This is a genomic window from Brevundimonas sp. 'scallop', assembly GCF_011045535.1.
Taxonomy (GTDB): domain Bacteria; phylum Pseudomonadota; class Alphaproteobacteria; order Caulobacterales; family Caulobacteraceae; genus Brevundimonas; species Brevundimonas vesicularis.
On the sequence record NZ_CP039382.1, the window covers coordinates 2,910,710 to 2,932,461 of the forward strand.

At 68.5% G+C, this 21,752-nt stretch carries 16 protein-coding genes; 7 read left to right on the plus strand and 9 right to left on the minus strand.

Features of this window, described 5'->3' with window-relative positions:
* Positions 1 to 26: 26 nt before the first annotated feature.
* Both E4341_RS14645 and E4341_RS14650 read right to left on the minus strand, forming a co-directional pair.
* Positions 27 to 2,264, minus strand: coding sequence for a glycoside hydrolase family 3 N-terminal domain-containing protein (locus E4341_RS14645; RefSeq protein ID WP_165118261.1), 2,238 nt, complete (start codon positions 2,262 to 2,264; stop codon positions 27 to 29).
* Between the two features lie 230 nt (positions 2,265 to 2,494).
* Complete coding sequence (locus tag E4341_RS14650) at positions 2,495 to 3,274, minus strand: ZIP family metal transporter (RefSeq protein WP_045809883.1); 780 nt, start codon at positions 3,272 to 3,274, stop codon at positions 2,495 to 2,497.
* Between the two features lie 67 nt (positions 3,275 to 3,341).
* Here E4341_RS14650 and proB point away from each other — a divergent pair, with 67 nt between their 5' ends.
* Positions 3,342 to 4,499: a glutamate 5-kinase gene (proB, locus tag E4341_RS14655; RefSeq protein ID WP_165118263.1), complete on the plus strand. Its 1,158-nt coding sequence runs from the start codon at positions 3,342 to 3,344 to the stop codon at positions 4,497 to 4,499.
* The gene (locus E4341_RS14660) at positions 4,496 to 5,758 is read left to right on the plus strand and encodes a glutamate-5-semialdehyde dehydrogenase (protein WP_165118265.1); all 1,263 of its coding nucleotides are present in this window, start codon (positions 4,496 to 4,498) and stop codon (positions 5,756 to 5,758) included. Before proB ends, E4341_RS14660 begins: the two co-directional genes overlap by 4 nt.
* Before the next feature lie 180 nt (positions 5,759 to 5,938).
* Here E4341_RS14660 and E4341_RS14665 read toward each other — a convergent pair whose 3' ends face one another.
* The gene (locus E4341_RS14665; protein WP_165118267.1) at positions 5,939 to 8,350 is read right to left on the minus strand and encodes a membrane-bound PQQ-dependent dehydrogenase, glucose/quinate/shikimate family; all 2,412 of its coding nucleotides are present in this window, start codon (positions 8,348 to 8,350) and stop codon (positions 5,939 to 5,941) included.
* Positions 8,351 to 8,582: 232 nt separating this feature from the next.
* Here E4341_RS14665 and E4341_RS14670 point away from each other — a divergent pair, with 232 nt between their 5' ends.
* The 5 genes from E4341_RS14670 (at position 8,583) to E4341_RS14690 (ending at position 16,730) form a co-directional block, all read left to right on the plus strand.
* On the plus strand, positions 8,583 to 10,010 hold the full coding sequence (locus E4341_RS14670) for an NAD(P)-dependent oxidoreductase (protein ID WP_165118269.1): 1,428 nt from the start codon (positions 8,583 to 8,585) through the stop codon (positions 10,008 to 10,010).
* Positions 10,007 to 14,518, plus strand: a complete 4,512-nt coding sequence (gene gltB / locus E4341_RS14675) for a glutamate synthase large subunit (protein WP_165118271.1) — start codon at positions 10,007 to 10,009, stop codon at positions 14,516 to 14,518. Before E4341_RS14670 ends, gltB begins: the two co-directional genes overlap by 4 nt.
* A 29-nt stretch (positions 14,519 to 14,547) precedes the next feature.
* Positions 14,548 to 15,861 (plus strand): ammonium transporter, encoded by a 1,314-nt coding sequence (locus E4341_RS14680; RefSeq protein ID WP_165118273.1) that lies wholly within the window; start codon positions 14,548 to 14,550, stop codon positions 15,859 to 15,861.
* 115 nt (positions 15,862 to 15,976) lie between these two features.
* Positions 15,977 to 16,414, plus strand: coding sequence for an Hsp20 family protein (locus E4341_RS14685; protein WP_165118275.1), 438 nt, complete (start codon positions 15,977 to 15,979; stop codon positions 16,412 to 16,414).
* A gap of 64 nt (positions 16,415 to 16,478) precedes the next feature.
* Positions 16,479 to 16,730: a DUF1150 domain-containing protein gene (locus tag E4341_RS14690; RefSeq protein WP_017506777.1), complete on the plus strand. Its 252-nt coding sequence runs from the start codon at positions 16,479 to 16,481 to the stop codon at positions 16,728 to 16,730.
* A 32-nt stretch (positions 16,731 to 16,762) separates the two neighbouring features.
* Here the strand turns inward: E4341_RS14690 and ptsN are convergent, their stop codons facing one another.
* The 6 genes from ptsN to lptC all read right to left on the minus strand — a co-directional run bounded on the left by ptsN (position 16,763) and on the right by lptC (position 21,751).
* On the minus strand, positions 16,763 to 17,230 hold the full coding sequence (ptsN, locus tag E4341_RS14695; RefSeq protein ID WP_039244754.1) for a PTS IIA-like nitrogen regulatory protein PtsN: 468 nt from the start codon (positions 17,228 to 17,230) through the stop codon (positions 16,763 to 16,765).
* Positions 17,231 to 17,308: 78 nt separating this feature from the next.
* Entirely contained in the window at positions 17,309 to 17,953 is a 645-nt protein-coding gene (gene hpf / locus E4341_RS14700; RefSeq protein WP_055754032.1) for a ribosome hibernation-promoting factor, HPF/YfiA family, read from the minus strand.
* Between the two features lie 74 nt (positions 17,954 to 18,027).
* Positions 18,028 to 19,527: an RNA polymerase factor sigma-54 gene (gene rpoN, locus E4341_RS14705; protein WP_165118277.1), complete on the minus strand. Its 1,500-nt coding sequence runs from the start codon at positions 19,525 to 19,527 to the stop codon at positions 18,028 to 18,030.
* Positions 19,528 to 19,779: 252 nt separating this feature from the next.
* A complete protein-coding gene (lptB, locus tag E4341_RS14710; RefSeq protein WP_174087076.1) occupies positions 19,780 to 20,571 on the minus strand; it encodes an LPS export ABC transporter ATP-binding protein in 792 nt (263 codons plus the stop codon).
* A 29-nt stretch (positions 20,572 to 20,600) separates the two neighbouring features.
* Positions 20,601 to 21,095 carry an LptA/OstA family protein gene (locus E4341_RS14715; protein ID WP_165118279.1) on the minus strand — a complete coding sequence of 165 codons (495 nt, stop codon included), beginning with the start codon at positions 21,093 to 21,095 and terminating at the stop codon, positions 20,601 to 20,603.
* A complete protein-coding gene (gene lptC, locus E4341_RS14720; RefSeq protein ID WP_165118281.1) occupies positions 21,092 to 21,751 on the minus strand; it encodes an LPS export ABC transporter periplasmic protein LptC in 660 nt (219 codons plus the stop codon). Before lptC ends, E4341_RS14715 begins: the two co-directional genes overlap by 4 nt.
* Position 21,752: the final 1 nt, after the last annotated feature.

The window sequence follows — 21,752 nt, forward strand, 5'->3', positions numbered from 1 at the left end:
CGCCTGCCCCGTCAACGTGGCGCGCGTCACCGCCCGTCGGTGATCGACGCCGGACCGATCAGCTGGAACGTCGCCTTGGCCCCGCCCTGGGCGTGCGGCGCCAGCCAGACGTCGAACAGGCCGGGCTCGATGCGCCAGGTCTCGTCCGCGCCGATGAAGCCCAGCTGGCGGGCGTTCAGGGTGAAGGTCACCTTTGTGCTTTGGCCCGGCTTCAGCGACACGCGCTTGAAGTCCTTGAGCAAACGGCCAGGCTGGGTCAGGCTGGCGACCCGGTCGTGGATATAAAGCTGCACCAGCTCCTCGGCCGGATGCGGCCCGGTGTTGGTCACGGTCACGGCCAGGTCCAGCGCGCCGGCCCAGGCCAACTTGTCGCTCTCCATCTCGACCGGCCCATAGCTGATCGCGCCATAGGTCAGGCCATAGCCGAAGGGATACAGCGCCGTATTGGTCGTCTCGCGATAGCGGGCCTTGTATTCCTCGCTCGCCAGATCGGGATTGGCCGGGCGGCCGGTGGTCTTGCGGTCGTAGGAATAGGGCTGCTGGCCCGACTTGTGCGGGAAGCTGACCGGCAGGCGCGCCGACGGGCCGTGATCGCCGAACAGGACGTCGGCGACGGCATGGCCCATCTGTTCGCCCAGGAACCAGGTCACGACGATGGCCTGGGCGTTCTTCACATTGCCTTCCAGCGCAAGCGCCCGGCCGTTCCTGAGCAGGATGACCATGGGCTTGCCCAGCGCCGCCATAGCGTCGACCAGGGCGACCTGCGGCGCGGGCACCACGATCTCGGTGCGCGACTGGGCCTCGCCCGACATGTTGGTCGCCTCGCCGATGGCCAGGACGATGACCTCGGCGTCGCGGGCGGCGGCGACGGCCTGCTCGATCCCGCCGTCCAGCGGCGTCTCGACGCCCGAGCCGCGTGCGAGGGTCAGGTTCTGCGGATCGCTCATGGCCGCACGGAAGCCGGCTTCCAGCGAGACGCGCCGCTCGGGCGCGCCCCAGATGGTCCACGGCCCCCAGACATTGTCCACGTCGTCGGCGAACGGACCGACCAGGGCGATCTTCTGACTCTTCTTCAGCGGCAGCAGACCGTTGTCGTTCTTCAGCAGCACGACCGACTTGCGGCCCGCCTCGCGCGACAGCTCGACGTGCTCGCGCGACCCGACCACCGCCTTTTCACGCACCGGATCGGTGCCGCGATAGGGATCGTCGAACAGGCCCAGCGCCGCCTTGGTGTTCAGGACGCGGCGCACCGCCTCGTCCAGACGCGCCATCGACACCTCGCCAGAGGCGACCAGGCTGGGCAGATGTTCCAGATACAGACCCGAAACCATCGACACATCGACCCCGGCGTTGAAGGCCAGGCGGGCGGCGTCGCGGCCGTCCTCGGCGAAGCCGTGGGCCACCAGCTCCTGCTCGGAGGTGTAGTCGGAGACGACGAAGCCCTCAAAACCCCATTCGCCGCGCAGGATGTCGGTCAGCAGCTTGCGGCTGCCCGACGCCGGCACGCCGTTGACGTCGTTGAAGGCGCTCATGATCGACAGGGCGCCGGCGTCCACCGACGCCTTGAACGGCGGCAGGAAGACCCCGCGCAGCGTCTGCTCGCTCATGTCGGTGGTGTTGTATTCGACCCCGCCGACGGCGGCGGAATAGGCGGCCATGTGTTTGGCGGTGGCCAGGACCGCGTCACGGTCGTCCAGACCCTTTTCGCCCTGGAAGCCGCGCACGCGGGCGGCGGCCAGCAGGTTGTTCAGCAGTACGTCCTCGCCCGCGCCCTCGACGTTGCGGCCCCAGCGCTGGTCGCGCGCCACGTCCACCATGGGGGCGTAGGTCTGGTGAACGGCCGACGCCGCCGTCTCGATCGCCGCCGCCCGCGCCGTGCGACGCGCCAGTTCGGTGTCGAAGGCCGCCGCCTCGGCCAGAGGCACCGGGAAGATGGTCGACAGGCCGTGGATCACGTCCGCCGCGAACAGCAGCGGGATCTTCAGCCGGCTCTCCTCCATCGCCACGCGCTGGATGCGACGGCCCGCCTCGGCGCCGATGCCGTTGAACAGCGACCCGACCTTGCCTTCGCGGATCAGGGCCGTGACGCGCGCGGGATCGCCCGTGCCGTCCAGCGGGTTCACCGCCGTCGGCATCCAGCGGAACGGATCGGCCAGCAGGTTCAGCTGGCCCGCCTTCTCCTCGACCGTCATGGCCGCGATCAGATCCTCGATCTTCTGGCGGTGACGGGCGACGGTGCGGGACGCTTGGGCGGAAACAGGCATGGGGAACACTCCGGCGCCCATCAGGGCCAAAAGCCCCAGGCCAGACAAGAAATTTCTACGGGAAGCCGCAGGCTTGAGAGGTCGCGTCATTTAGGCTGGCGCTCCTTTCGGGGGACAATCGAGCAGCGAAGCGAGAGGCCTAGCCTCTCGGCCCCGACGGCTTCAACCCCCGCCTGCCATGTAAATCGATGTAACGCCCCGCTGCGCGGTCACGCCGCGTTTCGCCGCCGTCATCCCAGGGCGATGTCCAGGAACATCATACCGACCAGGCCGATCATCAGGCCGATCATCGACCCCTCCCCCTTGGACTTCTCGCGGGTCTCGGGAATGATCTCGGCGGTGACGACATAGATCATCGCGCCCGCCGCCAGGCCCAGCCCCCACGGCAGGGCGCCGGGCAAGAGATCGACCACGCTGGCGCCAATCAGCCCGCCGACCGGCTCGACCAGGCCCGAAGCCAAGGCTGCCGCAAAGGCCGGCCAGCGGCCGTATCCCAGGGTCGCCATCGCCGCCGACACGGCCAGCCCCTCCGGCATGTTCTGGATGCCGATGCCGAGCGCCGTGGACAGCCCTTGATGCATGTCGCCGCCGCCGAAGCTGACGCCCACCGCCGCCCCCTCGGGGAAGTTGTGCAGGGTGATGGCGATGATGAACAGCCAGATGCGCCGCGACAGGTCGCGCGATCCCGCCGGTCCGATGGCCAGCATGTCCACCGGCGCGAACCGGTTCATCAGGCCGATCACCGTCGCCCCGATCAGCACCGCCGCCCCCATGACGCCGGCCGCCGCCGCCTGGCTGGCCCCACCCGCCTGCAACACGTCCACGCCGGGGATGATCAGCGAGAAGAAGGAGGCCGCCAGCATGACCCCGGCGGCGAATCCCAGCAGGGCGCTCTGGGTCTGCACCCCCGCCTTGCGGAAGAACAGCAGAGGCACGGCGCCCACCGCCGTCATCATGCCCGCCGCCAGACTGCCCAGACCGCCTGCGGCGATGGGGGAAAGGGATTCCATCATCCGTCTGCATTGCGGCGAGACACGGCAAGAGACAAGCCCGAACCGTGGCGTTAGAGAAAGCTTCATGTCCCAGCGCGCCGCCCTCCCCGTCGGCCCGAACGCTGCGTCGGCGCTGGGCGCCGCCCGGCGGGTCGTGGTCAAGATCGGATCCTCCCTGCTGATCGACGCGGCCACGCGTCAGCCGACGCGTGATTGGCTGGCCGCCGTCGCCTCGGACCTGGCGGCGCTGAAGGCCGAAGGGCGCGAGGTCATCGTCGTCTCGTCCGGCTCGATCGCCCTGGGCCGGGGACGGCTGCCCGCGCTGGGCGCACGGCTGGAGGACAAGCAGGCGGCGGCTTCGGTCGGACAGTCCCTGCTGATGGCGGCCTGGTCCGAGGCCCTGGCGCCGCACGGCCTGATCGCGGGCCAGGTTCTGCTGACGCGCGACGACACCGAACGCCGTCGGCGGTGGCTGAATGCCCGCGCGACCGTCGAGGCCCTGTTGACCCACGGCGTCATCCCCATCGTCAACGAGAACGACACGGTGGCGACCGAGGAAATCCGTTACGGCGACAACGACCGGCTGGCGGCGCGCACGGCCCAGCTGGCGCGGGCGGATCTGCTGATCCTGCTGTCGGACGTGGATGGCCTGTACACCGCCGATCCGCGCCGTGATCCGAACGCCGCCCATCTGCCCCTGATCGAGACCTTGAGCCCCGACATCCTGGCCATGGGCGGGGGCGCCAATGCGGATGCGGGCGTCGGAACCGGCGGCATGGCGACCAAGCTGGCGGCGGCCCAGATCGCGCGCTCGGCGGGTTGCGCCACCATCATCGCCTCGGGCCAGACCCTGTCGCCGCTCAGCGCCATCCGCGACGGCGCCCGCGCCACCCTGATCGCGGCCCCCGACGGGCCGATGGCCGCCTATAAACAGTGGATCGCCGGCAGCCTGTCGCCAACGGGGGTCCTGACGCTGGACGCCGGCGCCGTCACGGCGCTGAAGGCGGGCAAGAGCCTGCTGCCCGCCGGAGTCACGGGCGTCTCCGGCGCTTTCGAAAAGGGTGACTGCGTGCGTCTGATCGACCCGGACGGTTGCGCCGTCGGGGTGGGGCTGGCCGCCTATGCCGCCGACGAGGCCGCGCGCCTTCGCGGCCGCCGCTCGGACGAGATCGAAACCCTGCTGGGCTATCGCGGGGCCTCGGTTCTGATCCACCGCGACGACATGGTGCTGGACGACCGATGACCGACCTCTCGACCCGAATGCTCGACTTGGGCCAGCGCGCCCGCGCCGCAGCCGTGCTCTTGCGCGAAGCCCCGGCCGCCGCCCGCACCCGCGCGCTGGAAAGCCTGTCCGCGAAACTGACGGGCGCCGAACCCGCCCTGCTCGCCGCCAACGCCCGCGATGTCGAGGCCGCCCGCGTCAACGGCATGACCGAGGCCCTGATCGACCGGCTGTCGCTGAGCCCCGCCCGCATCGCCGGCATGGCCGAGGCGGTGGCGACCATCGCCGCCGTGCCCGATCCGCTGGGCGTCGAGACCGAACGCTGGACCCCCGCCAACGGTCTGGACATCGCCCGCGTCCGCACCCCCATCGGCGTGCTGGGCGTGATCTACGAGAGCCGCCCCAACGTCACCGCCGACGCCGCCGCCCTATGCATCCGCTCGGGCAATGCCGCCATCCTGCGCTGCGGCTCGGACTGCCTTCAGTCCTCCCTGGCCATCGCCGCCCTGATCGCGGAAGCCCTCGCCGAAGCCGGCCTGCCCGCCGATGCGGTGCAATTGGTCGACACCCCCGATCGCGAAGCCGTGGGCCTGATGCTGACCGGGCTGAACGGCGCCATCGACGTCATCGTGCCGCGCGGCGGCAAGAGCCTGGTCGCCCGCGTCCAGGCCGAGGCGCGAACGGCCGTGCTCAGCCACCTGGAAGGCCTGAACCACACCTATCTGCATGAGGCCGCCGATCTTGAGACCGCCCGCGCCATCGTCCTGAACGCCAAGATGCGCCGCGTCTCGGTCTGCGGCGCTACCGAGACCCTGCTGGTGGACCGGGCGGCGGCCCAGCTCCTGCTGCCGCCCGTCGCCGCCGACCTGATCGCCGCCGGCTGCGAACTGCGCGGCGACGCCCACGCCCGCGCCCTGGTCCCCGCCATGACGCCCGCGACCGAGGCCGACTGGACCACCGAATATCTGGCCCCGATCCTCGCCGTCCGCGTCGTGGACGATCTGGATGCCGCCACCGATCACATCGCCCGCTACGGCTCGGGCCACACAGAGGCCATCGTCACCACAGACGCCCACGCCGCCGAACGGTTCGCCGCCAAGGTCGACAGCGCCATCGTCCTGATCAACGCCTCGACCCAGTTCGCCGACGGCGGCGAGTTCGGCTTCGGCGGCGAGATCGGCATCTCCACCAATCGCTTGCACGCGCGCGGCCCGGTCGGGGCCGAGCAACTGACCACCTACAAGTATGTGGTGCGCGGCCAGGGCCAGATCAGGCCGTAGGTCGCGCACGCTCTCCCTCCCCGTTCGGGGAGGGTGGCTGAGCCGAAGGCGAGGCCGGGTGGGGGCGGCTGGCGACATCCCGCTGAATGAGAAAAGGCGGCTCGTTTCCGAGCCGCCCCCACCCGGTCGCTGGCGCGACCACCCTCCCCCGTGGGGGAGGGAGATTGGTGCTTCGTCACCTCAGCCGCGCTGCGGCAGCGCATAGGCGATGACGTAATCGCCCTCCGGCGTTTCCATGAAGTGATGGCCGGCGGCGACGATCACCAGATACTGGCGGCCGTTCTGTTCGTAGATCATCGGGTTCGCCTGGCCGCCGGCGGGCAAGACGTCGGACCAGACGGTCTTGCCCGTCTCGATATCGATGGCGCGGATCAGGTCGTCGGTCGCTGCGGCGATGAAAATTAAGCCGCCGGCCGTGACCACCGAGCCGCCGTTGTTCGGCGTGCCGATTTCCAGCGGCAGCATCGAGGGGATGCCGAACGGGCCGTTCTTGCGCGCCGTGCCGAACGGACGATCCCACAGGGTCTTGCCGCTTTGCACGTCGATGGCGCGGATGCCGCCGTACGGAGGCTCCTTGCACAGCAGGCCGGTGAAGGGCATCCGCCAGCCGGCGTTGACGTCGATCGCATAGGGCACGCCCATCTGCGGATCGCCCGCGCCCTCGGCCTTGGCGCCCTCGCCGGTCGTTTCTTCCTGATAGCGGGGGTCGTCGCGGGGGAACCAGCCCAGCTTGTTCGCCTCGGCGCGCGGCACCAGACGGTTGTAGTTGGGCATGTCGTTATAGTTGGCGATGATCACGCCGCGACGCGGGTCCAGCGCCACGCTGCCCCAGTCCGAACCCCCGTTGTAGCCCGGATATTCGATGAAGCGACGGTCGGCGGTCGGGGGCGTAAACTGGCCCTGATACGACGCCTTCTTGAACTGGATGCGGCAGATCATCTGATCGATCGGCGACATGCCCCACATGTCGACTTCGCGCAGGTCAGGCTTGGCCAAGGTGTTGAACAGCGAATAGGGCTGGGTCGCCGCACGCTGCGCCGGTTCGACGCCGCCGCGCGGGGCCGGACGATCCTGAACGCCGTGCAGGGGCTGGCCCGTGCGGCGATCCAGCACGAAGATTTCGCCGCGCTTGGACGGCAGGATCACCGCCGGCGTCACGCCCCCTGCGGTCGGCATGTCGACCAGCGTCACCTGTGAACCCAGGTCATAGTCCCAGACGTCGCGGCGGACGGTCTGATAGCGCCAGCGCGGCTTGCCGGTCGTGACGTCCAGCGCGACCAGGGCGCTGGAATACTGGTTCTCCTGGGGCCGGCGCAGCGACGAATAGTAGTCGGCGGCCGAGTTGCCCATCGGCAGATAGACCAGGCCCAGGGCTTCGTCGCCCGTCGCCGTCGTCCACATGTTCGGCGTGCCCGGCGTATAGGTCTGACCGGCCGGCGGAGCGGTGGTGATGTCGGGACGCATCATGTCCCAGGCGAAGCGCAGCTGGCCGGTGACGACGTCATAGCCCTGGATGACGCCCGAGGCGTTCCACCGTTTCTGGCCGTCCAGCACCTGATGGCCCGTGACGATGACACCTCGCACGACGACGGGCGGCGAGGTGATCGACACCATGCCGGGATAGGGATTGCCCATCCCTTCCTTGATGCTGACGGCGCCGTTGGTTCCGAAGGCGGGGCAAGGCACGCCGGTGCGCGCATCGACCGCGATGATCCGGCCGTCCAGCGTGCCTTCGATGATGCGCGTCGCGCAGGGCTGGGCCTGGTCGACGTTGGGTGTGGCGTAATAGGTCACGCCCCGGCAGGCGGCGGTGTAGGGGATCTGCTCGTCCGCCACCTTGGGATCATAGGCCCATTTCTGCCGACCTGTGTCAGCGTCCAGGGCGAACATCTTGTTGCGACCCGAGCAGAGATAGACGGTGTCGGCGATCTTCAGCGGCGTGGTCTCGGCGCCGAACCGTTCGCCGGGCAGATCGCCGGTGCGGAAGGTCCAGGCCCGCTCCAGCTGCCGGACGTTGGTCTTGTTGATCTGATTCAGCGGCGAATAGCGCTGGGCCGCGTCCGATCCGCCATAGGCGGGCCAGTCCATGCCGGCCTTGGTCAGGGCGGGATCGCCGAACGGTCCGCGCGCGCCGGGCACTGGGCTGTCGACGCCAGGCGCGTTGATCTGACCGACCACCAGGCCGAACACGACCGTCAGGACCGCCAGACCAAGCGCGCCGAGGCCCGCCGTCTTGCCGCCGCCGCGCGAACGCAGAACAGGCAGGGTCGCCACCACCAGGAACATCAGCACCAGCGGCCCGACCAGGCGTGGGATCATGGCCCAACCGTTCAGGCCCTTCTCCCACAGCGCCCAGATCACTGTGGCGACGAAGACCGCGCCATAGAGCCAGGCCCCACGCACGTCGCGATAGACAAGCAGAAGGCCCGACACGATCAGCGCCAGGCCCGCGATCAGATAATACCAGGAGCCGCCCAGCATCGCGAGCTGAACGCCGCCGACCGTCAGAACCAGACCGATCACGGCCAGCAGGACCCCGAGCATCAAGGTCAGCCATCCCCCAAGGCCGGTCGGGGTTGTCCATCGGGGCATGGGCGCACTCTCTGTGGTCTGCTGAAATCAGTCCTTCGAACGCCTCGAGACTGCGCCGGTTCCTATTGTCGCACCCCTGGAACAAAATCCTGTTGCGGCGCAAACGGCCAACATCAGCAACTTTTGACGAAGAAACGCGTCAGATTGGATGATTTATTCTTTTTGTTTCGCTGAGAACGCCTCGCGGCAATAATATTTGCCTCTAACGCGTCGTTTGCGGCATATGCGAGATATGCACAAGACCCTGAAGCAAGGCGGGACATTCGTCGTCGAACCCCGCCGCCTGTCCAAGGCCTCGGCCGAACTGCGCGCACGCGGTTTCGGCGAGATCACGATTCCGCCCTCCACCGAGACGGCCGAGAAACAGGCGTCGCGCTGCACCGACTGCGGCGTGCCCTTCTGCCAGAACGCCTGCCCGCTTCAGAACAACATCCCCGACTGGCTGCGCCTATCGGCCGAGAACGAGCCGCGCGAGGCCTGGCGGGTGGCGTCCCTGACCTCGACCATGCCCGAAATCTGCGGCCGCATCTGTCCGCAGGACCGGCTGTGCGAAGGGTCGTGCACATTGAACCAGTCCGGCTGGGACGCCGTGACCATCGGCTCGGTCGAGGCCTGGCTGGGCGACCAGGCCTTCGCCAACGGCTGGGTCGAGCCGATCCGCCCGGCGGCCGAACGCGGCGAAACCGTCGGCATCGTCGGCGCCGGCCCGGCCGGTCTGGCCGCCGCCGACCGCCTGCGCTGCGAGGGCTATCAGGTCACGGTCTATGACCGTCACGACCGCGCCGGCGGGCTGCTGATCTACGGCATCCCCGGCTTCAAGCTGGAAAAGCACGTCGTGCAGCGTCGCGTGGATCGGCTGATCGACGGCGGCGTCCGGTTCGTTCTGGGCTGCGAGGTCGGCAAGGACGTGACTCTGACCGAGCTGCGCGCCCGCCACGACGTCGTCCTGCTAGCTATGGGCGTCTATCAGCCGCGCATCCTGTCCGCTCCCGGTCGCGGGCCGGATTCGACCGTCGCCGCCCTGTCCTATCTGACCCATCAGAACCGGCGCGACCTGGGCGACGCCGAACAGGACGGCTGGCACGAGGCGCGCGGCAAGCGGGTCGTCGTCATCGGCGGCGGCGACACCGCCATGGACTGCGTCCGCACCGCCGTCCGGCAAGGCGCGGCCAGCGTCACCTGCCTGTATCGTCGCGACCGCGAGAACATGCCGGGCTCGGCCCGCGAGGTCGTCAACGCCGAGGAAGAGGGCGTCGTCTTCGAATGGCTGGCCGCGCCCAAGGCCCTGCTCTCGCAAGGCGACCAGGTCACGGGCGTGCGCGCCGCGCGGATGCAACTGACCGAGGCCGCTCCCGGCCAGCGTCGCGACATCGTGCCCGTGCCCGGCGCCGACTTCGACGTGCCGGCCGACATCGTCATCGAGGCCTTGGGCTTCTCGCCCGAGCCGTTCGCGGCGCATGAGGCCGATTTGCGCCTGCGCGACGACGGCACCATCAAGGTCGGCTCCATCAGCTTCGCCACCAGCCTGCCCGGCGTCTTCGCCGCCGGCGACGCCGTGCGCGGCGCATCGCTCGTCGTCTGGGCCGTCCGCGAAGGCCAGGACGCCGCCGCCGAGATCGATCGCTACTTCAAGACCCGCACCGAGGAGGTCGCGGCATGACCTGGTTAGACAAGTACAACGACACCCGCGACCGGCTGGAAGCCGGCAACGCCTATGACCGCGCCTCCGAGCGCGACGCCTGCGGCGTGGGCCTGGTCTGCTCCATCGACGGCACGCCGCGCCGCGACGTGGTCGAATATGCGATCCGCAGCCTGAAGGCCGTGGCCCACCGTGGCGCGGTCGATCCTGACGGCCTATCGGGCGACGGGGCCGGCATCATGGCCGAGCTGCCGCAAGGCTTCTTCGCCGAACAGGTGGCCTCGATCGGTCAGTCCCTGCGTCCCGGCCCGATCTGCGTCGGCCAGGTCTTCCTGCCGCGCACCGATCTGGGCGCCCAGGACCGCGCCCGCGCCATCGTCGAGACCGAGGCCCTGCGCGCCGGCTTCTGGATCTATGGCTGGCGCCAGACGCCCATTGACCTGTCGGTCGTCGGGACCAAGGCCGGCGCGACCCGGCCCGAGATCGAACAGATCATGCTGGCCCCGCCGCTGGACGACGCCGGACAGCCGCTAGATGGCGAGGCGCTGGAGCGCGAGCTGTATCTGTGCCGCCGCCGCATCGAAAAGACGGTCAAGACCGAGAACCTGGCCGGCGTTTATATCTGCACCCTGTCCGCGCGCTCCATCGCCTACAAGGGGATGGTGCGGGCCGAGCTGCTGGGCGACCTGTATCCCGACTTGGAAGACCCGCGCTTCGTCTCGGCCTACGCGGTCTTCCACCAGCGCTATTCGACCAACACCTTCCCCGAATGGAAGCTGGCCCAGCCCTTCCGGATGATGGCCCACAACGGCGAGATCAACACGCTGAAGGGCAATCTGAACTGGATGAAGTCGCACGAAATCCGCATGGCGGCCGGCGCCTTCGGGGACCGCGACGGCGAGGTGAAGCCGGTGGTCCAGCCGGGCGGGTCCGACAGCGCCGCTTTGGACAATGTCATGGAGGTGCTGGTCCACGCCGGTCGCCCCGCGCCGATGGCCAAGGCCCTGCTGATCCCCGAGGCCTGGGCCAAAGACGACGTGGTCATGCCGCCCGAACACCGGGCCTTCTACGCCTATTGCAATGCGGTGATGGAGCCGTGGGACGGCCCCGCCGCCATCTGCGCCGCCGACGGCCGATGGATCGTGGCGGGCAAGGACCGCAACGGCCTGCGTCCCCTGCGCGCCGTCGAGACGGTCGATGGTCTGCTGATGGCGGGCTCCGAAGCCGGCCTGGTGCCGATCCCCGAGAGCCGGGTGAAGCGCCGCCTGCACATCGGCCCCGGCAAGCTGATCGCCGTCGATCTGAAGCATGGCCGCGTCTATGACGAGCATGAGGCCATCGACGCCCTGTCTGCCGCCCACCCCTATACCGAGTGGCTGGACAATATGGTCGATCTGGAGCCGATCATCGGCCCCGGACCGGAGCCGCGCTCAGCCTCGGGCGAGGCCCTGACCCGTCGTCAGATCGCCGCCGGCTACAGCCGCGAGGACCTCGACCTGCTGCTGGACGCTCTGGTCCGCGACGGCAAGGAGGCGGTCGGCTCCATGGGCGACGACGCCCCGCCCGCGGTGCTGTCGGCCCTGCCCCGCCCGCTGTCGCATTACTTCCGCCAGAACTTCAGCCAGGTCACCAATCCGCCGATCGACCCGCTGCGTGAAGCAGGGGCCATGAGCCTGAAGACTCGGTTCAAGAATCTGGGCAACATCCTGGCCGAGGAAGAGGCCCAGACCGACGTCTTCGTGCTGGACAGCCCCGTCCTGACCAACGGCATGTACGAGCGGATGATCGACACGGTCGGCGCCGGCTCCACCGTGGTCATCGACTGCAGCTATGACGTTCCCTCGGACGAGGCCCGTCCGGGCGCCGGCCTGCGCGCCGCCCTGGACCGGATCATGGACGAGGCCGAGGCCGCCGCCCGCGACGGCGCCGCCCTGATCGTGCTGACCGACCAGGCCGGCTCGGCGGATCGTCTGGCCGCGCCGATGATCCTGGCCACGGCCGGGGTCCACGGCCGCCTGACCAAGGCGGGCCTGCGCTCCTACTGCTCGATCGTGGTCCGCACCGCCGAGACGCTGGACCCGCACGGATTCGCGGTCCTGGTCGGGGTCGGCGCCACCACCGTCAACGCCTGGCTGGCCCAGGACCTGTTCCAGGAGCGTCTGGACCGGGGCCTGTATCCTGGCCTGACGCTGCGCGACGCCTGCCTGAACTACAAGGCCGGCATCGAGGCGGGCCTGCTGAAGACCCTGGCCCGCAAGGGGATCAGCGTAATCTCCGCCTATCGCGGCGGCTGCGAGTTCGAGGTGTTGGGCCTGTCGCGCGCCCTGACCGCCGAGTTCTTCCCCGGCGCCCCGTCGCGCATCTCCGGCATCGGCCTGGCCGGTCTGGAGCAGGCGGCGATGAAGCGGCACCGCATCGCCTGGGGCGAGGCTGTCCCTTCCCCAGCCATCGGCGGCTTCTTCAAGATCCGTTCGGGCGGCGAAGCCCACGCCCACGAGGCCAAGACCATCCACCTGCTGCAGGACGCCTGCAACCGGGGCGACTACCGCCGCTTCAAGCAGTTCTCCGAAGTCGTCCGCGCCCAGGCCGACCTGTCCCTGCGCGACCTCCTGGACTTCCGCGAAGGCACGCCCATCCCGCTGAACCAGGTCGAGAGCGTGTCGGACATCCGTCGTCGCTTCCTGACCCAGGCCATGTCGCTTGGCGCGCTTAGCCCCGAGGCGCACGAGACGCTGAACATCGCCATGAACCGCATCGGCGCCCGCTCGGTCTCGGGCGAGGGCGGCGAGGATCCCGAACGCTATCACCCGCGTGCGAACGGCGACGACGCCAACTCGGCGGTGAAGCAGGTGGCCTCGGGCCGGTTCGGCGTCACGGCCGAATATCTGAACCAGTGCCGCGAGATCGAGATCAAGGTCGCGCAAGGCGCCAAGCCCGGCGAGGGCGGGCAGTTGCCCGGCTTCAAGGTCACCGAGTTCATCGCCCGGATGCGCCACGCCGTGCCCGGCACGACCCTGATCTCGCCGCCCCCGCACCACGACATCTATTCGATCGAGGATCTGGCTCAGCTCATCTACGACCTGAAGGCCATCAACCCCGATGCGCGGGTGACGGTGAAACTGGTGTCCGCCTCGGGCATCGGCGCCATCGCCTCGGGCGTGGCCAAGGCCAACGCCGACGCCATCCTGATCGCCGGCCACAACGGCGGCACCGGCGCCTCGCCCCAGACCTCGATCAAGCACGCCGGCCTGCCGTGGGAAATCGGACTGGCTGAGGCCCATCAGGTGCTGACGCTGAACAATCTGCGCGGCTCGGTCACGCTGAGGACCGACGGCGGGGTCCGCACAGGCCGCGACGTGGTCATCGCCGCCATGCTGGGGGCCGAGGAATACGGCGTCGGCACTGCCGCCCTGATCGCCATGGGCTGTCTGATGGTGCGCCAGTGCCATTCGAACACCTGCCCCGTCGGCGTCTGCTCCCAGGACGAGCGGCTGCGCGAGAAGTTCACCGGCACGCCCGACAAGGTCGTGAACCTGTTCACCTTCATCGCCGAAGAGACGCGCGAGATCCTGGCCTCCATCGGCGCCCGGACGATGGACGAGATCATCGGCCGCACCGACCTGTTGCGTCAGGTCCGTCGCGGCGGCTCGCACCTGGACGACCTCGACCTGAACCCCCTGCTGGTTCAGGTGGACGAGGGCGCGGCCGGCAAATGGGCCGATAAGACGACGCGCAAGCCCATCGCCGACAGCCTGGACGCCGCCGTGCTGAAGGACGCCGTGCGCTTCCTGGATCGCGGCCAGACGCTGGAGCTGTCCTATCCGCTGAACAACACCCAGCGCACGGTCGGCGCGGCCCTGTCCTCGGCCATCGTGCGCCGCTTCGGCGCGCAAGGCCCGGCGGGCCGGCTGAAGCTGCGGCTGGAAGGCATCGCAGGTCAGAGCTTCGGCGCCTTTGCGGCCAAGGGTCTGGAACTGCACCTGACGGGTGAGGCCAACGACTATGTCGGCAAGGGGCTGTCGGGGGCCGAAATCTCGATCCGCACGCCGGAATGGCGCGAGGATCAGCTGATCTGCGGCAACACCACCCTGTATGGGGCGACCTCCGGCCGTCTGTTCGTCGCCGGCGCGGCGGGCGAGCGGTTTGCGGTCAGAAACTCCGGCGCCGAGGCCGTGGTTGAGGGCCTTGGCGCGCACGGCTGCGAATATATGACCGGCGGACGCGTGGTCGTCCTGGGTTCGGTCGGCTGGAACCTGGCGGCGGGCATGAGCGGCGGCGAGCTGTTCGTGCTGGACCAGCCGGGCCATGCCGAGCGCGCCCTGAACGGCGACCTGGCGGGCGTGACCGACATTGACGCACAGGCGGCCGATCGACTGAAGGGCCTGATCGAGGCCCATCTGGCCGCGACGGCCTCGCCCCTTGCGCGGCGTCTGCTGGCGGATTGGGACAACAGCCTGAAACGCTTCGTCCGCATCGTGCCCCTGACCGACATCGTCGCCCGCACGGAACGCCTGAAGACCTCCGCTTGACACCGAACCGCCTGCCTTAGAAAGCCGCCATGACCCGATCCGCCGCCCTCGCCGTCACGCTCGTCGCCGGGGCGGCGGCCTTCGCCTCACCGGCCCTGGCGGCCCCGGCGCTGCTGGCGCATCAGTCGCCGCTGGTCATCAATACGGCGGCGACCGCCTGGATCCTGACCTCGACGGCGCTGGTGCTACTGATGACCCTGCCCGGCCTGGCCCTGTTCTACGGCGGCATGGTCAGGAAGAAGAACATCATCAGCGTGGTCGCCCAGTCGGCAGCCGCCTTCGCCATCGTCTCGGTGTTGTGGTTCCTGGTCGGCTACAGCCTGTCGTTCGGCAAGGGACCGGACGCGATCAACGGCTTCATCGGCGGGGTGCAGGCGGCCTTCCTGAACGGCGTGACGGCCCAGACGGCCCACAGCCTGCTGCCCGGCCTGCCCGAACTGCTGTTCGTCAGCTTCCAGATGACCTTCGCCATCATCACCCCGGCCCTGATCGCCGGCGCCTTCGCCGAGCGGATGAAGTTCTCGGCCAGCCTGCTGTTCTTTGGCCTGTGGCACCTGATCGTCTATGCGCCGATCTGTCATCAGGTCTGGGGCGGCGGCTATCTTGGCGGGCTGGGCGTGCTCGACTTTGCGGGCGGCGCGGTCGTCCACGTCAACGCCGGGATCGCCGGCCTGGTCTGCGCCCTGGTGCTGGGGCCGCGCCACGGCTTCGGGCGCGACAACATGGCCCCCGCCAACCTGGTCTATAGCGCCATCGGCACCGGCCTGCTGCTGGTCGGCTGGCTGGGGTTCAACGCCGGATCGGCGGGCGCGGCGGACGCGCTGGCCGCCACAGCCGCGTTCAATACGATCCTGGCCGCCGGCAGCGCAGCCCTGGGCTGGATGACCATCGAATGGTTCGACCGCAAGCGCCCGACCTTGCTTGGCCTGCTGTCGGGCGTCGTCGGCGGTCTGGTCGCCATCACCCCCGCCGCCGGCTTCGTCGATCCCAAGGGCGCTTTTTTCATCGGCCTGATCGGCGGCCCGGCCTGCTATGCGGGCGCGGTCTGGCTGAAGCACGCGCTGAAATACGACGACAGCCTGGACGCCTTCGGAGTTCACGGCGTGGGCGGCATCGTCGGCGCCCTGCTGACCGGCGTCTTCGCCACCACGACCGTCAACGCCCTGTCGGAGGGGGCCACCGTGTGGAAACAGGCCGTGGGCCTGGTCGGCGTCATCGCCTGGAGTGCGGCGGGCACCTTCGTCGTCCTGATGATCTGCAAGTTCACCACGGGCCTGCGCGTCACCAAGGATGAAGAGGTCGAGGGGCTGGACTATACCCAGCACGGCGAGGCCATCCACTGACCCCACAGGCGCTGCCGGTTGATCCCGCCCTCGCCAGCCCCCATCTTCATCTGTGACGGACGGTCTTGCCGATTGCGGGAGACCGACCGCTCGGTCGCTGACGCAAGGACCCCAGATGACAACGACGCGCACCCTCCTGTTCGACAGCCCCTTTCTGCTGGGCTTCGACCACACCCGCGCCCTGATCGACCGCGCCGCCAAGGCCGCGGCCGAAAGCTATCCGCCCTACAATGTCGAACAGATCGGCGATGCGGGCGTCCGCATCAGCTTGGCCGTCGCCGGGTTCGCGCCTGACGAACTGGCCATCACCCTGGACGGCCGCCAGCTGACCATCGCCGGCAAGCGCGACGACGCCGGCAGGGGTGAACAGGCCTTTCTGCATCGCGGCATCGCGGCGCGCGGCTTCGTTCGCAACTTCGTCCTGGCCGACGGGCTGGAAGTCGAGGGCGCCCGACTGGAGCACGGCCTGCTCCACGTCGACCTGATCCGGCCCGAGGCCGAGCGCCAGGTGCGGCGGATTCCAATTACGTCCGGGCCCATCGCGGCCGGCTGAAAACCACAGCCATTCGAACCGCCCGGCGATCCGGGCGTTGTTTAACATGAAGGAGGCGGTCCTAATGACGCCGATGACGATGACCAAGGAAGACTTTGCCGGACTGGGCGCCCCCGACCTCGTGTATGTGCGCGAGATCAAGGCCTCGGACCTGCTTGAAGAGGCGGTCGAGATCAAGGACGTGGATCTGAACCCCGGCCAAATGCTCTATGCCGTCCATAGCGCCGACGGCGAGCGTCTGGCGGTCATGATCGACCGCGACACCGCCTTCGCCGCCGCCGTGGCGCATGAGCTGGAGCCGGTTTCCGTTCACTGATCTGATGGATGGCGGCGCGCAGGCGCCGCCGTTCAGGCCGCCGTCGCGGCCGTGGCGTCTTTGACGAACAGGGCGCGGATCGCATCGGTCGTGCGCGCCTGTCTGAGCTGTTCACGCAGTTCGGGAGACCGCAGCGCGCGCGACACCGCCGCCAATGCGCGCAGATGCTCGGCGCCCGCCTTAGGCGGCGCGAAAAGGCCGACGATCAGATCGACGGGCCGGTCGTCCACCGCATCATAGGCCACAGGCGTATCCAGCCGCACGAACACCGCCGTCACCTTCTCGACCTCGGTGAGACGCGCGTGCGGCACCGCGACCCCGGATCCCAGCCCGGTCGATCCCAGCGTCTCGCGTTCCATCAAGGCGTCGAAGATGCGGGCTTCGTCGAGGCCCAGCGCATGGGACGCCGCCTCGGCAAGGGCATGAAGCGCCTGTCGCTTGGACGACGCGCCGCTGCGCAGCACCACGCCCTTGGGCGCGAGCAGATCACCGATGTCCATTACACAACCTCGATACACGCAGCAGACAACGGCGCGGCCGCCCGTTTAGAGACAACCGCGCCGAAGTCAAACTGAGGCTTAGTTCACCGAACCGTTGGACTTGGCCGTCCGTTCGGGATCGATCCACCCCACATTGCCGTCCGGACGACGATAGACGACCGCCAAACCGCCGTGCGCCGCGTTACGGAACAGCACGACCGGATAGCCCGTCATGTCCAGCTCCAGCACAGCCCGTCCGACCGTGATGGTGCGGATTTCGTGCTCGGTCTCGGCGATGACCATGCCCACCGGCGGCGGGCCGTCGTTCTCGCCGGTGTCGCCGAAGACGTCGTCTTCCACGCTGTCGGGATCACGCAGCACGATGCTGCGTGCGACTTCGCGGGCGGCGTTTTCGGTCTTCTCGGGCGATAGACCTTTGGGTCCGATGTGGTGATCCTTGAGCCGGCGCTTGTAGCGGCGAACTCGCTTTTCGAGCCGATCCAGCGCCTCGGTGAAGGCCGAGTGGGCGTCGCCGCCCATTCCGGTCGTCACCAGGGTCTGGCCCGACGCGAGGCGGACCCAACAGTCCACCTTGAAGTTGTGGCCGTCCTTGGACACCACGACCTCGGCGTCTTCACCGCCTCGGGCGAAGTATTTTCCGACCCCGTCTTCGAGTTCCTGGGAGATGCGCGAGCCTAACGCTTCGCCGACATCCACTTGCTTGCCGCTGACTTGGACTTGCATGCCGATAGAACGCGCCCGACCCGATTTGGTGTCAATCCAGATCACTGATTTGTGGTCACGCTTGGCTGTGGATGTCAGCCGGTCTTCATCATCCGGCGGCGCTCGACCGAGGACGGAATCCTCAAGGCTTCCCGATATTTGGCCACCGTGCGGCGGGCGATGTCGATGCCCGTTTCCTTCAGGATTTCCACGATCCGGTCGTCGGACAAAACGTCGCCCTCAACCCCCTCGCTGTCGATCATGGATTTGATCTTGTGACGGACGGCTTCGGCCGAATGGGTCGATGCGCCATCCACCGACTGGATGGCGGCGGTGAAGAAGAATTTCAGCTCGAACACGCCCCGCGGCGTGGCGATGTATTTGTTCGAGGTGACGCGGCTGACGGTCGATTCGTGCATGCCGATGGCGTCGGCGACGGTCTTCAGATTGAGCGGCCTCAGGAACTCGACGCCGAAGGCCAGGAAGGCGTCCTGCTGGCGCACGATCTCGGATGAGACCTTCAGAATGGTCTTGGCCCGCTGATCCAGCGACTTGACCAGCCAGTTGGCCTGGGCGGCGCAGTCGGCGACGAAGGTCTTTTCCGTATCCGATCGCGCGCCGGCCTGAACCAGGCCGTGATAGCGTTTATCGACCAACAGGCGCGGCAGGGTGTCGGCGTTCAGCTCGACCCGCCAGCCGCCGGCGGGGTCCGGCCGAACATGCACATCGGGCACGACCGTCTGCGCCGGCTCGCCGCCGAAGCCTGCGCCCGGACGCGGCGTCAGCGCCCGCAGTTCGGCGATCATGTCGGTCAGATCCTCGCCATCGACCTCGCAGACGCGGCGCAGGCCCGCCAGATCGCGCTTGGCCAGCAGGTCCAGGTTGTCCAGCAGCGCCGCCATCGCCGGATCGAACCGGTTGCGCTCGATCAGTTGCAGCTTCAGGCATTCCGGCACCGACCGCGCCATGATCCCGGTCGGCTCAAAGCCGTGACAAACGCTCAGCACCGCCTCGATCCGCTCCAGCGGCACGCCCAGCCGGTCGGCGAATTCGGTCAGTTCTCCGCGCAGATAGCCGCCCTCGTCGGTCGCATCGATCAGGGTCAGGGCGATGCCGTGGTCGGCCGGCGACAGGCCCGCGCTCGACGCCTGGGCCTGAAGATGCTCCCACAGGGTCAGTTCGTGCGCGTCGGGCCGCTCGCCCTCGCCCTCGAACATCTGGCCACCCTTGCCTGCGCTGGACCAGTCCGACAGACCCGGCTGGGCCTCGTCGGTCATCCGGTCGCTGGTGCGCTCGCCCGGGGCGGCGTCGCCGTAGACATCGTCGGAACCGGCGTCCATCGAGGACGCCGCTGCGTCCGCGACGCCGTCGCCGAACGACATTTCGCTATCCGAGGCCGCCTCGACGCGCTCGACCGGTTCGGGCGTCTCGCCTTCCGGTTCCTCGCGTTGCAGCAGCGGATTGCGTTCCAGTTCGGCCTCGACGAAGTCCTCCAGCTCGAGGTTCGACAGTTGCAGCAGCTTGATCGCCTGCTGCAGCTGGGGCGTGATGACCAGCCCCTGCCCCTGCTTGACCTCTAACCTTTGCCCGATCACGTCCGAAATCTTCCCGCCCGCCCGCCGAGTGGCCCGGAACTTGCTGGGACAGAATGTCGCCGAACCGGTTAACGCGAGACGAACGCGCTTTTTGTCTCCTCACCATTTCATGGGGAGGTGGCGCGGCGCGTCCTTCAAGCGCCGTGGCGGAGGGGTCTTCACCGCATCGCTAGCGCTCGTGGGCTCAAAGAACCCCTCCACCACGCTGCGCGCGGTCCCACTCCCCGCTTCGCAGGGAGGAGACGCTAATCGTCAGATGTAGTTTTCGCCCAGATACACCCGGCGCACCTCGGCGTCGTGGATCGCCTCGTCGGACGTGCCTTCGAACAGCACCGCGCCGTTTGAAATGATCGAAACCCGGTCGGTGATGTCCAGGGTCTCGCGCACATTGTGGTCGGTGATCAGCACGCCGATGCCCTGGCTGGCCAGATAGCGGATCACGGTGCGGATGTCGGCGATGGCCAGGGGGTCGATGCCGGCGAAGGGTTCGTCCAGCAGCATGAAGGACGGCCGTCCGGCCAGCGCCCGCGCGATCTCCACCCGCCGACGCTCGCCGCCCGACAGCGCCGTCGCCCGCGCATGGCGCAGATGGTCGATGTGCAGCTCGTTCAGCAACCGGTCGGTCTCGGCGCGGATCTGGTCGCGCGGATAGTTCAGCTCGACCACCGCCTTGACGTTCTGCTCGACCGTCATGCCGCGAAAGATCGAGGCTTCCTGCGCCAGATAGCCCAGGCCCATGCGGCTGCGCTGATACATCGGCTGGCCGGTGATGTTCTCGCCGTCCAGCCAGATTGCGCCCGAATCCGGTGGGATCAGGCCGGTGATCATGTAGAAGCAGGTGGTCTTGCCGGCTCCGTTGGGACCCAGCAGGCCCGCGACCTCGCCGCGCTGGACCGTCAGGGACACGTCGCGCACCACCTGACGCTGGCCGAACGACCGCGCCAGGTTCATCACCCGCAAACCCTTTTCCGCGGGCGCGGGCGCCACGGCGGCCGGTTGCGGCCGCTCGTCCAGGTTCAGGGCTGACAGTTCCTTGCGCGCCAAATGCTCAGGTCCGTGACGGCCAGACGGCCTCAGTTCGAGTTGGGATAGAAAACGCCCTGCACGCGGCTTCCGGCGGCGCCGCGCGGCGCGCCGTCCATGCGGGCGGTCTCGGTGTTGATGTTGTAGACCAGACGCGAGCCGGTCAGGACGTTCTTGCCCTGGGTCAGGATGACGTTGCCCGTCACCACGATCTCGCCGTTGCCCAAGTTGTAGACGGCGCGGTCGCCGCGCATCGACTGGTCGGGCGTCACGAAATAGACGGTGCCGCTGGCCTCGGCGCGTTGCAGATCGCCGCCCTCGCCGCTGACCAGCGTCAGAGTGTCTGCGCGAAAGCGGTTGCCGCCCTGCGTCGCCTCGGCCCGGCCGCGCAGGATGATGCGGTTGGGCGCGTATTCGACTGAGTCCGCGCCATAGGCGACGGGCTGATTGGTCGCCTGAGCCTGCGCGTCCACCAGGGCCGGCATGCCCACGACGGCCGCCGCCGCGATGACGGCCAGCGTCTTCGAAATCTTCGTCACGATCATCCGCCTGACCCCTTGGGCGTCAGAACGCCCTTCACCTTGTTGTCGCCTGCGCCGTCGAACACGACGCGCTGTCCCTGATCGTAGATCGCATAGGACGATGCGTTGATGGTTCCAATAGGGCCGGAACCCTGAACGCCCTTTGAACCGGTGACGTTTCCGGTCGAGGTGTCGACCACCGCCTCGGGCGTGGTCAGGACAAAGCCCGTGCCGCCGTCCGAAATGCGCACGTTCGGGCCGATCGTCACCGTCTTCGCCTGCTCGTCATAGATGCCGCCGTCGGCGGTCAGTTCGGTGACCTTGCGCCCGCCCAGGTTCAGCTTCAGCGCCGGGCCGATCAGTTTGAACTTGCCGGTATTGGGGTCGCGCACGGCGCCTTGCGCGCCGACAGTGAAGGCGCGGCCTTGTGCATCCTGACCGTGGAACAGGGGCGCATCCAGGCGCACTTCCTGGCTCTGCCTGGCCTTGCGCTCCACCCCCGACATGACGGTGCGGAACACGGTCCAGGTCAGGGCGCCGCCCGCCAGCACCAGGATGACGATCGGCAGGACGCGGCGATAAAACTTCACCCGCCGCGAGCGCGCACGCCAGCGGGCGCCGGCCAGGGCGACCCTGGCCTCGTCGGCCTCGATGCGGGACTGTTCGCCGTGTTCGGTCAAG

Excerpts from the sequence above, each read along its gene's own strand:
- E4341_RS14645 (WP_165118261.1), bottom strand. The coding sequence starts at position 2,264 with ATGCCTGTTTCCGCCCAAGCGTCCCGCACCGTCGCCCGTCACCGCCAG.
- E4341_RS14650 (WP_045809883.1), bottom strand. The coding sequence starts at position 3,274 with ATGGAATCCCTTTCCCCCATCGCCGCAGGCGGTCTGGGCAGTCTGGCG.
- proB (WP_165118263.1), top strand. The coding sequence starts at position 3,342 with ATGTCCCAGCGCGCCGCCCTCCCCGTCGGCCCGAACGCTGCGTCGGCG.
- E4341_RS14660 (WP_165118265.1), top strand. The coding sequence starts at position 4,496 with ATGACCGACCTCTCGACCCGAATGCTCGACTTGGGCCAGCGCGCCCGC.
- E4341_RS14665 (WP_165118267.1), bottom strand. The coding sequence starts at position 8,350 with ATGCCCCGATGGACAACCCCGACCGGCCTTGGGGGATGGCTGACCTTG.
- E4341_RS14670 (WP_165118269.1), top strand. The coding sequence starts at position 8,583 with ATGCACAAGACCCTGAAGCAAGGCGGGACATTCGTCGTCGAACCCCGC.
- gltB (WP_165118271.1), top strand. The coding sequence starts at position 10,007 with ATGACCTGGTTAGACAAGTACAACGACACCCGCGACCGGCTGGAAGCC.
- E4341_RS14680 (WP_165118273.1), top strand. The coding sequence starts at position 14,548 with ATGACCCGATCCGCCGCCCTCGCCGTCACGCTCGTCGCCGGGGCGGCG.
- E4341_RS14685 (WP_165118275.1), top strand. The coding sequence starts at position 15,977 with ATGACAACGACGCGCACCCTCCTGTTCGACAGCCCCTTTCTGCTGGGC.
- E4341_RS14690 (WP_017506777.1), top strand. The coding sequence starts at position 16,479 with ATGACGCCGATGACGATGACCAAGGAAGACTTTGCCGGACTGGGCGCC.
- ptsN (WP_039244754.1), bottom strand. The coding sequence starts at position 17,230 with ATGGACATCGGTGATCTGCTCGCGCCCAAGGGCGTGGTGCTGCGCAGC.
- hpf (WP_055754032.1), bottom strand. The coding sequence starts at position 17,953 with ATGCAAGTCCAAGTCAGCGGCAAGCAAGTGGATGTCGGCGAAGCGTTA.
- E4341_RS14715 (WP_165118279.1), bottom strand. The coding sequence starts at position 21,095 with ATGATCGTGACGAAGATTTCGAAGACGCTGGCCGTCATCGCGGCGGCG.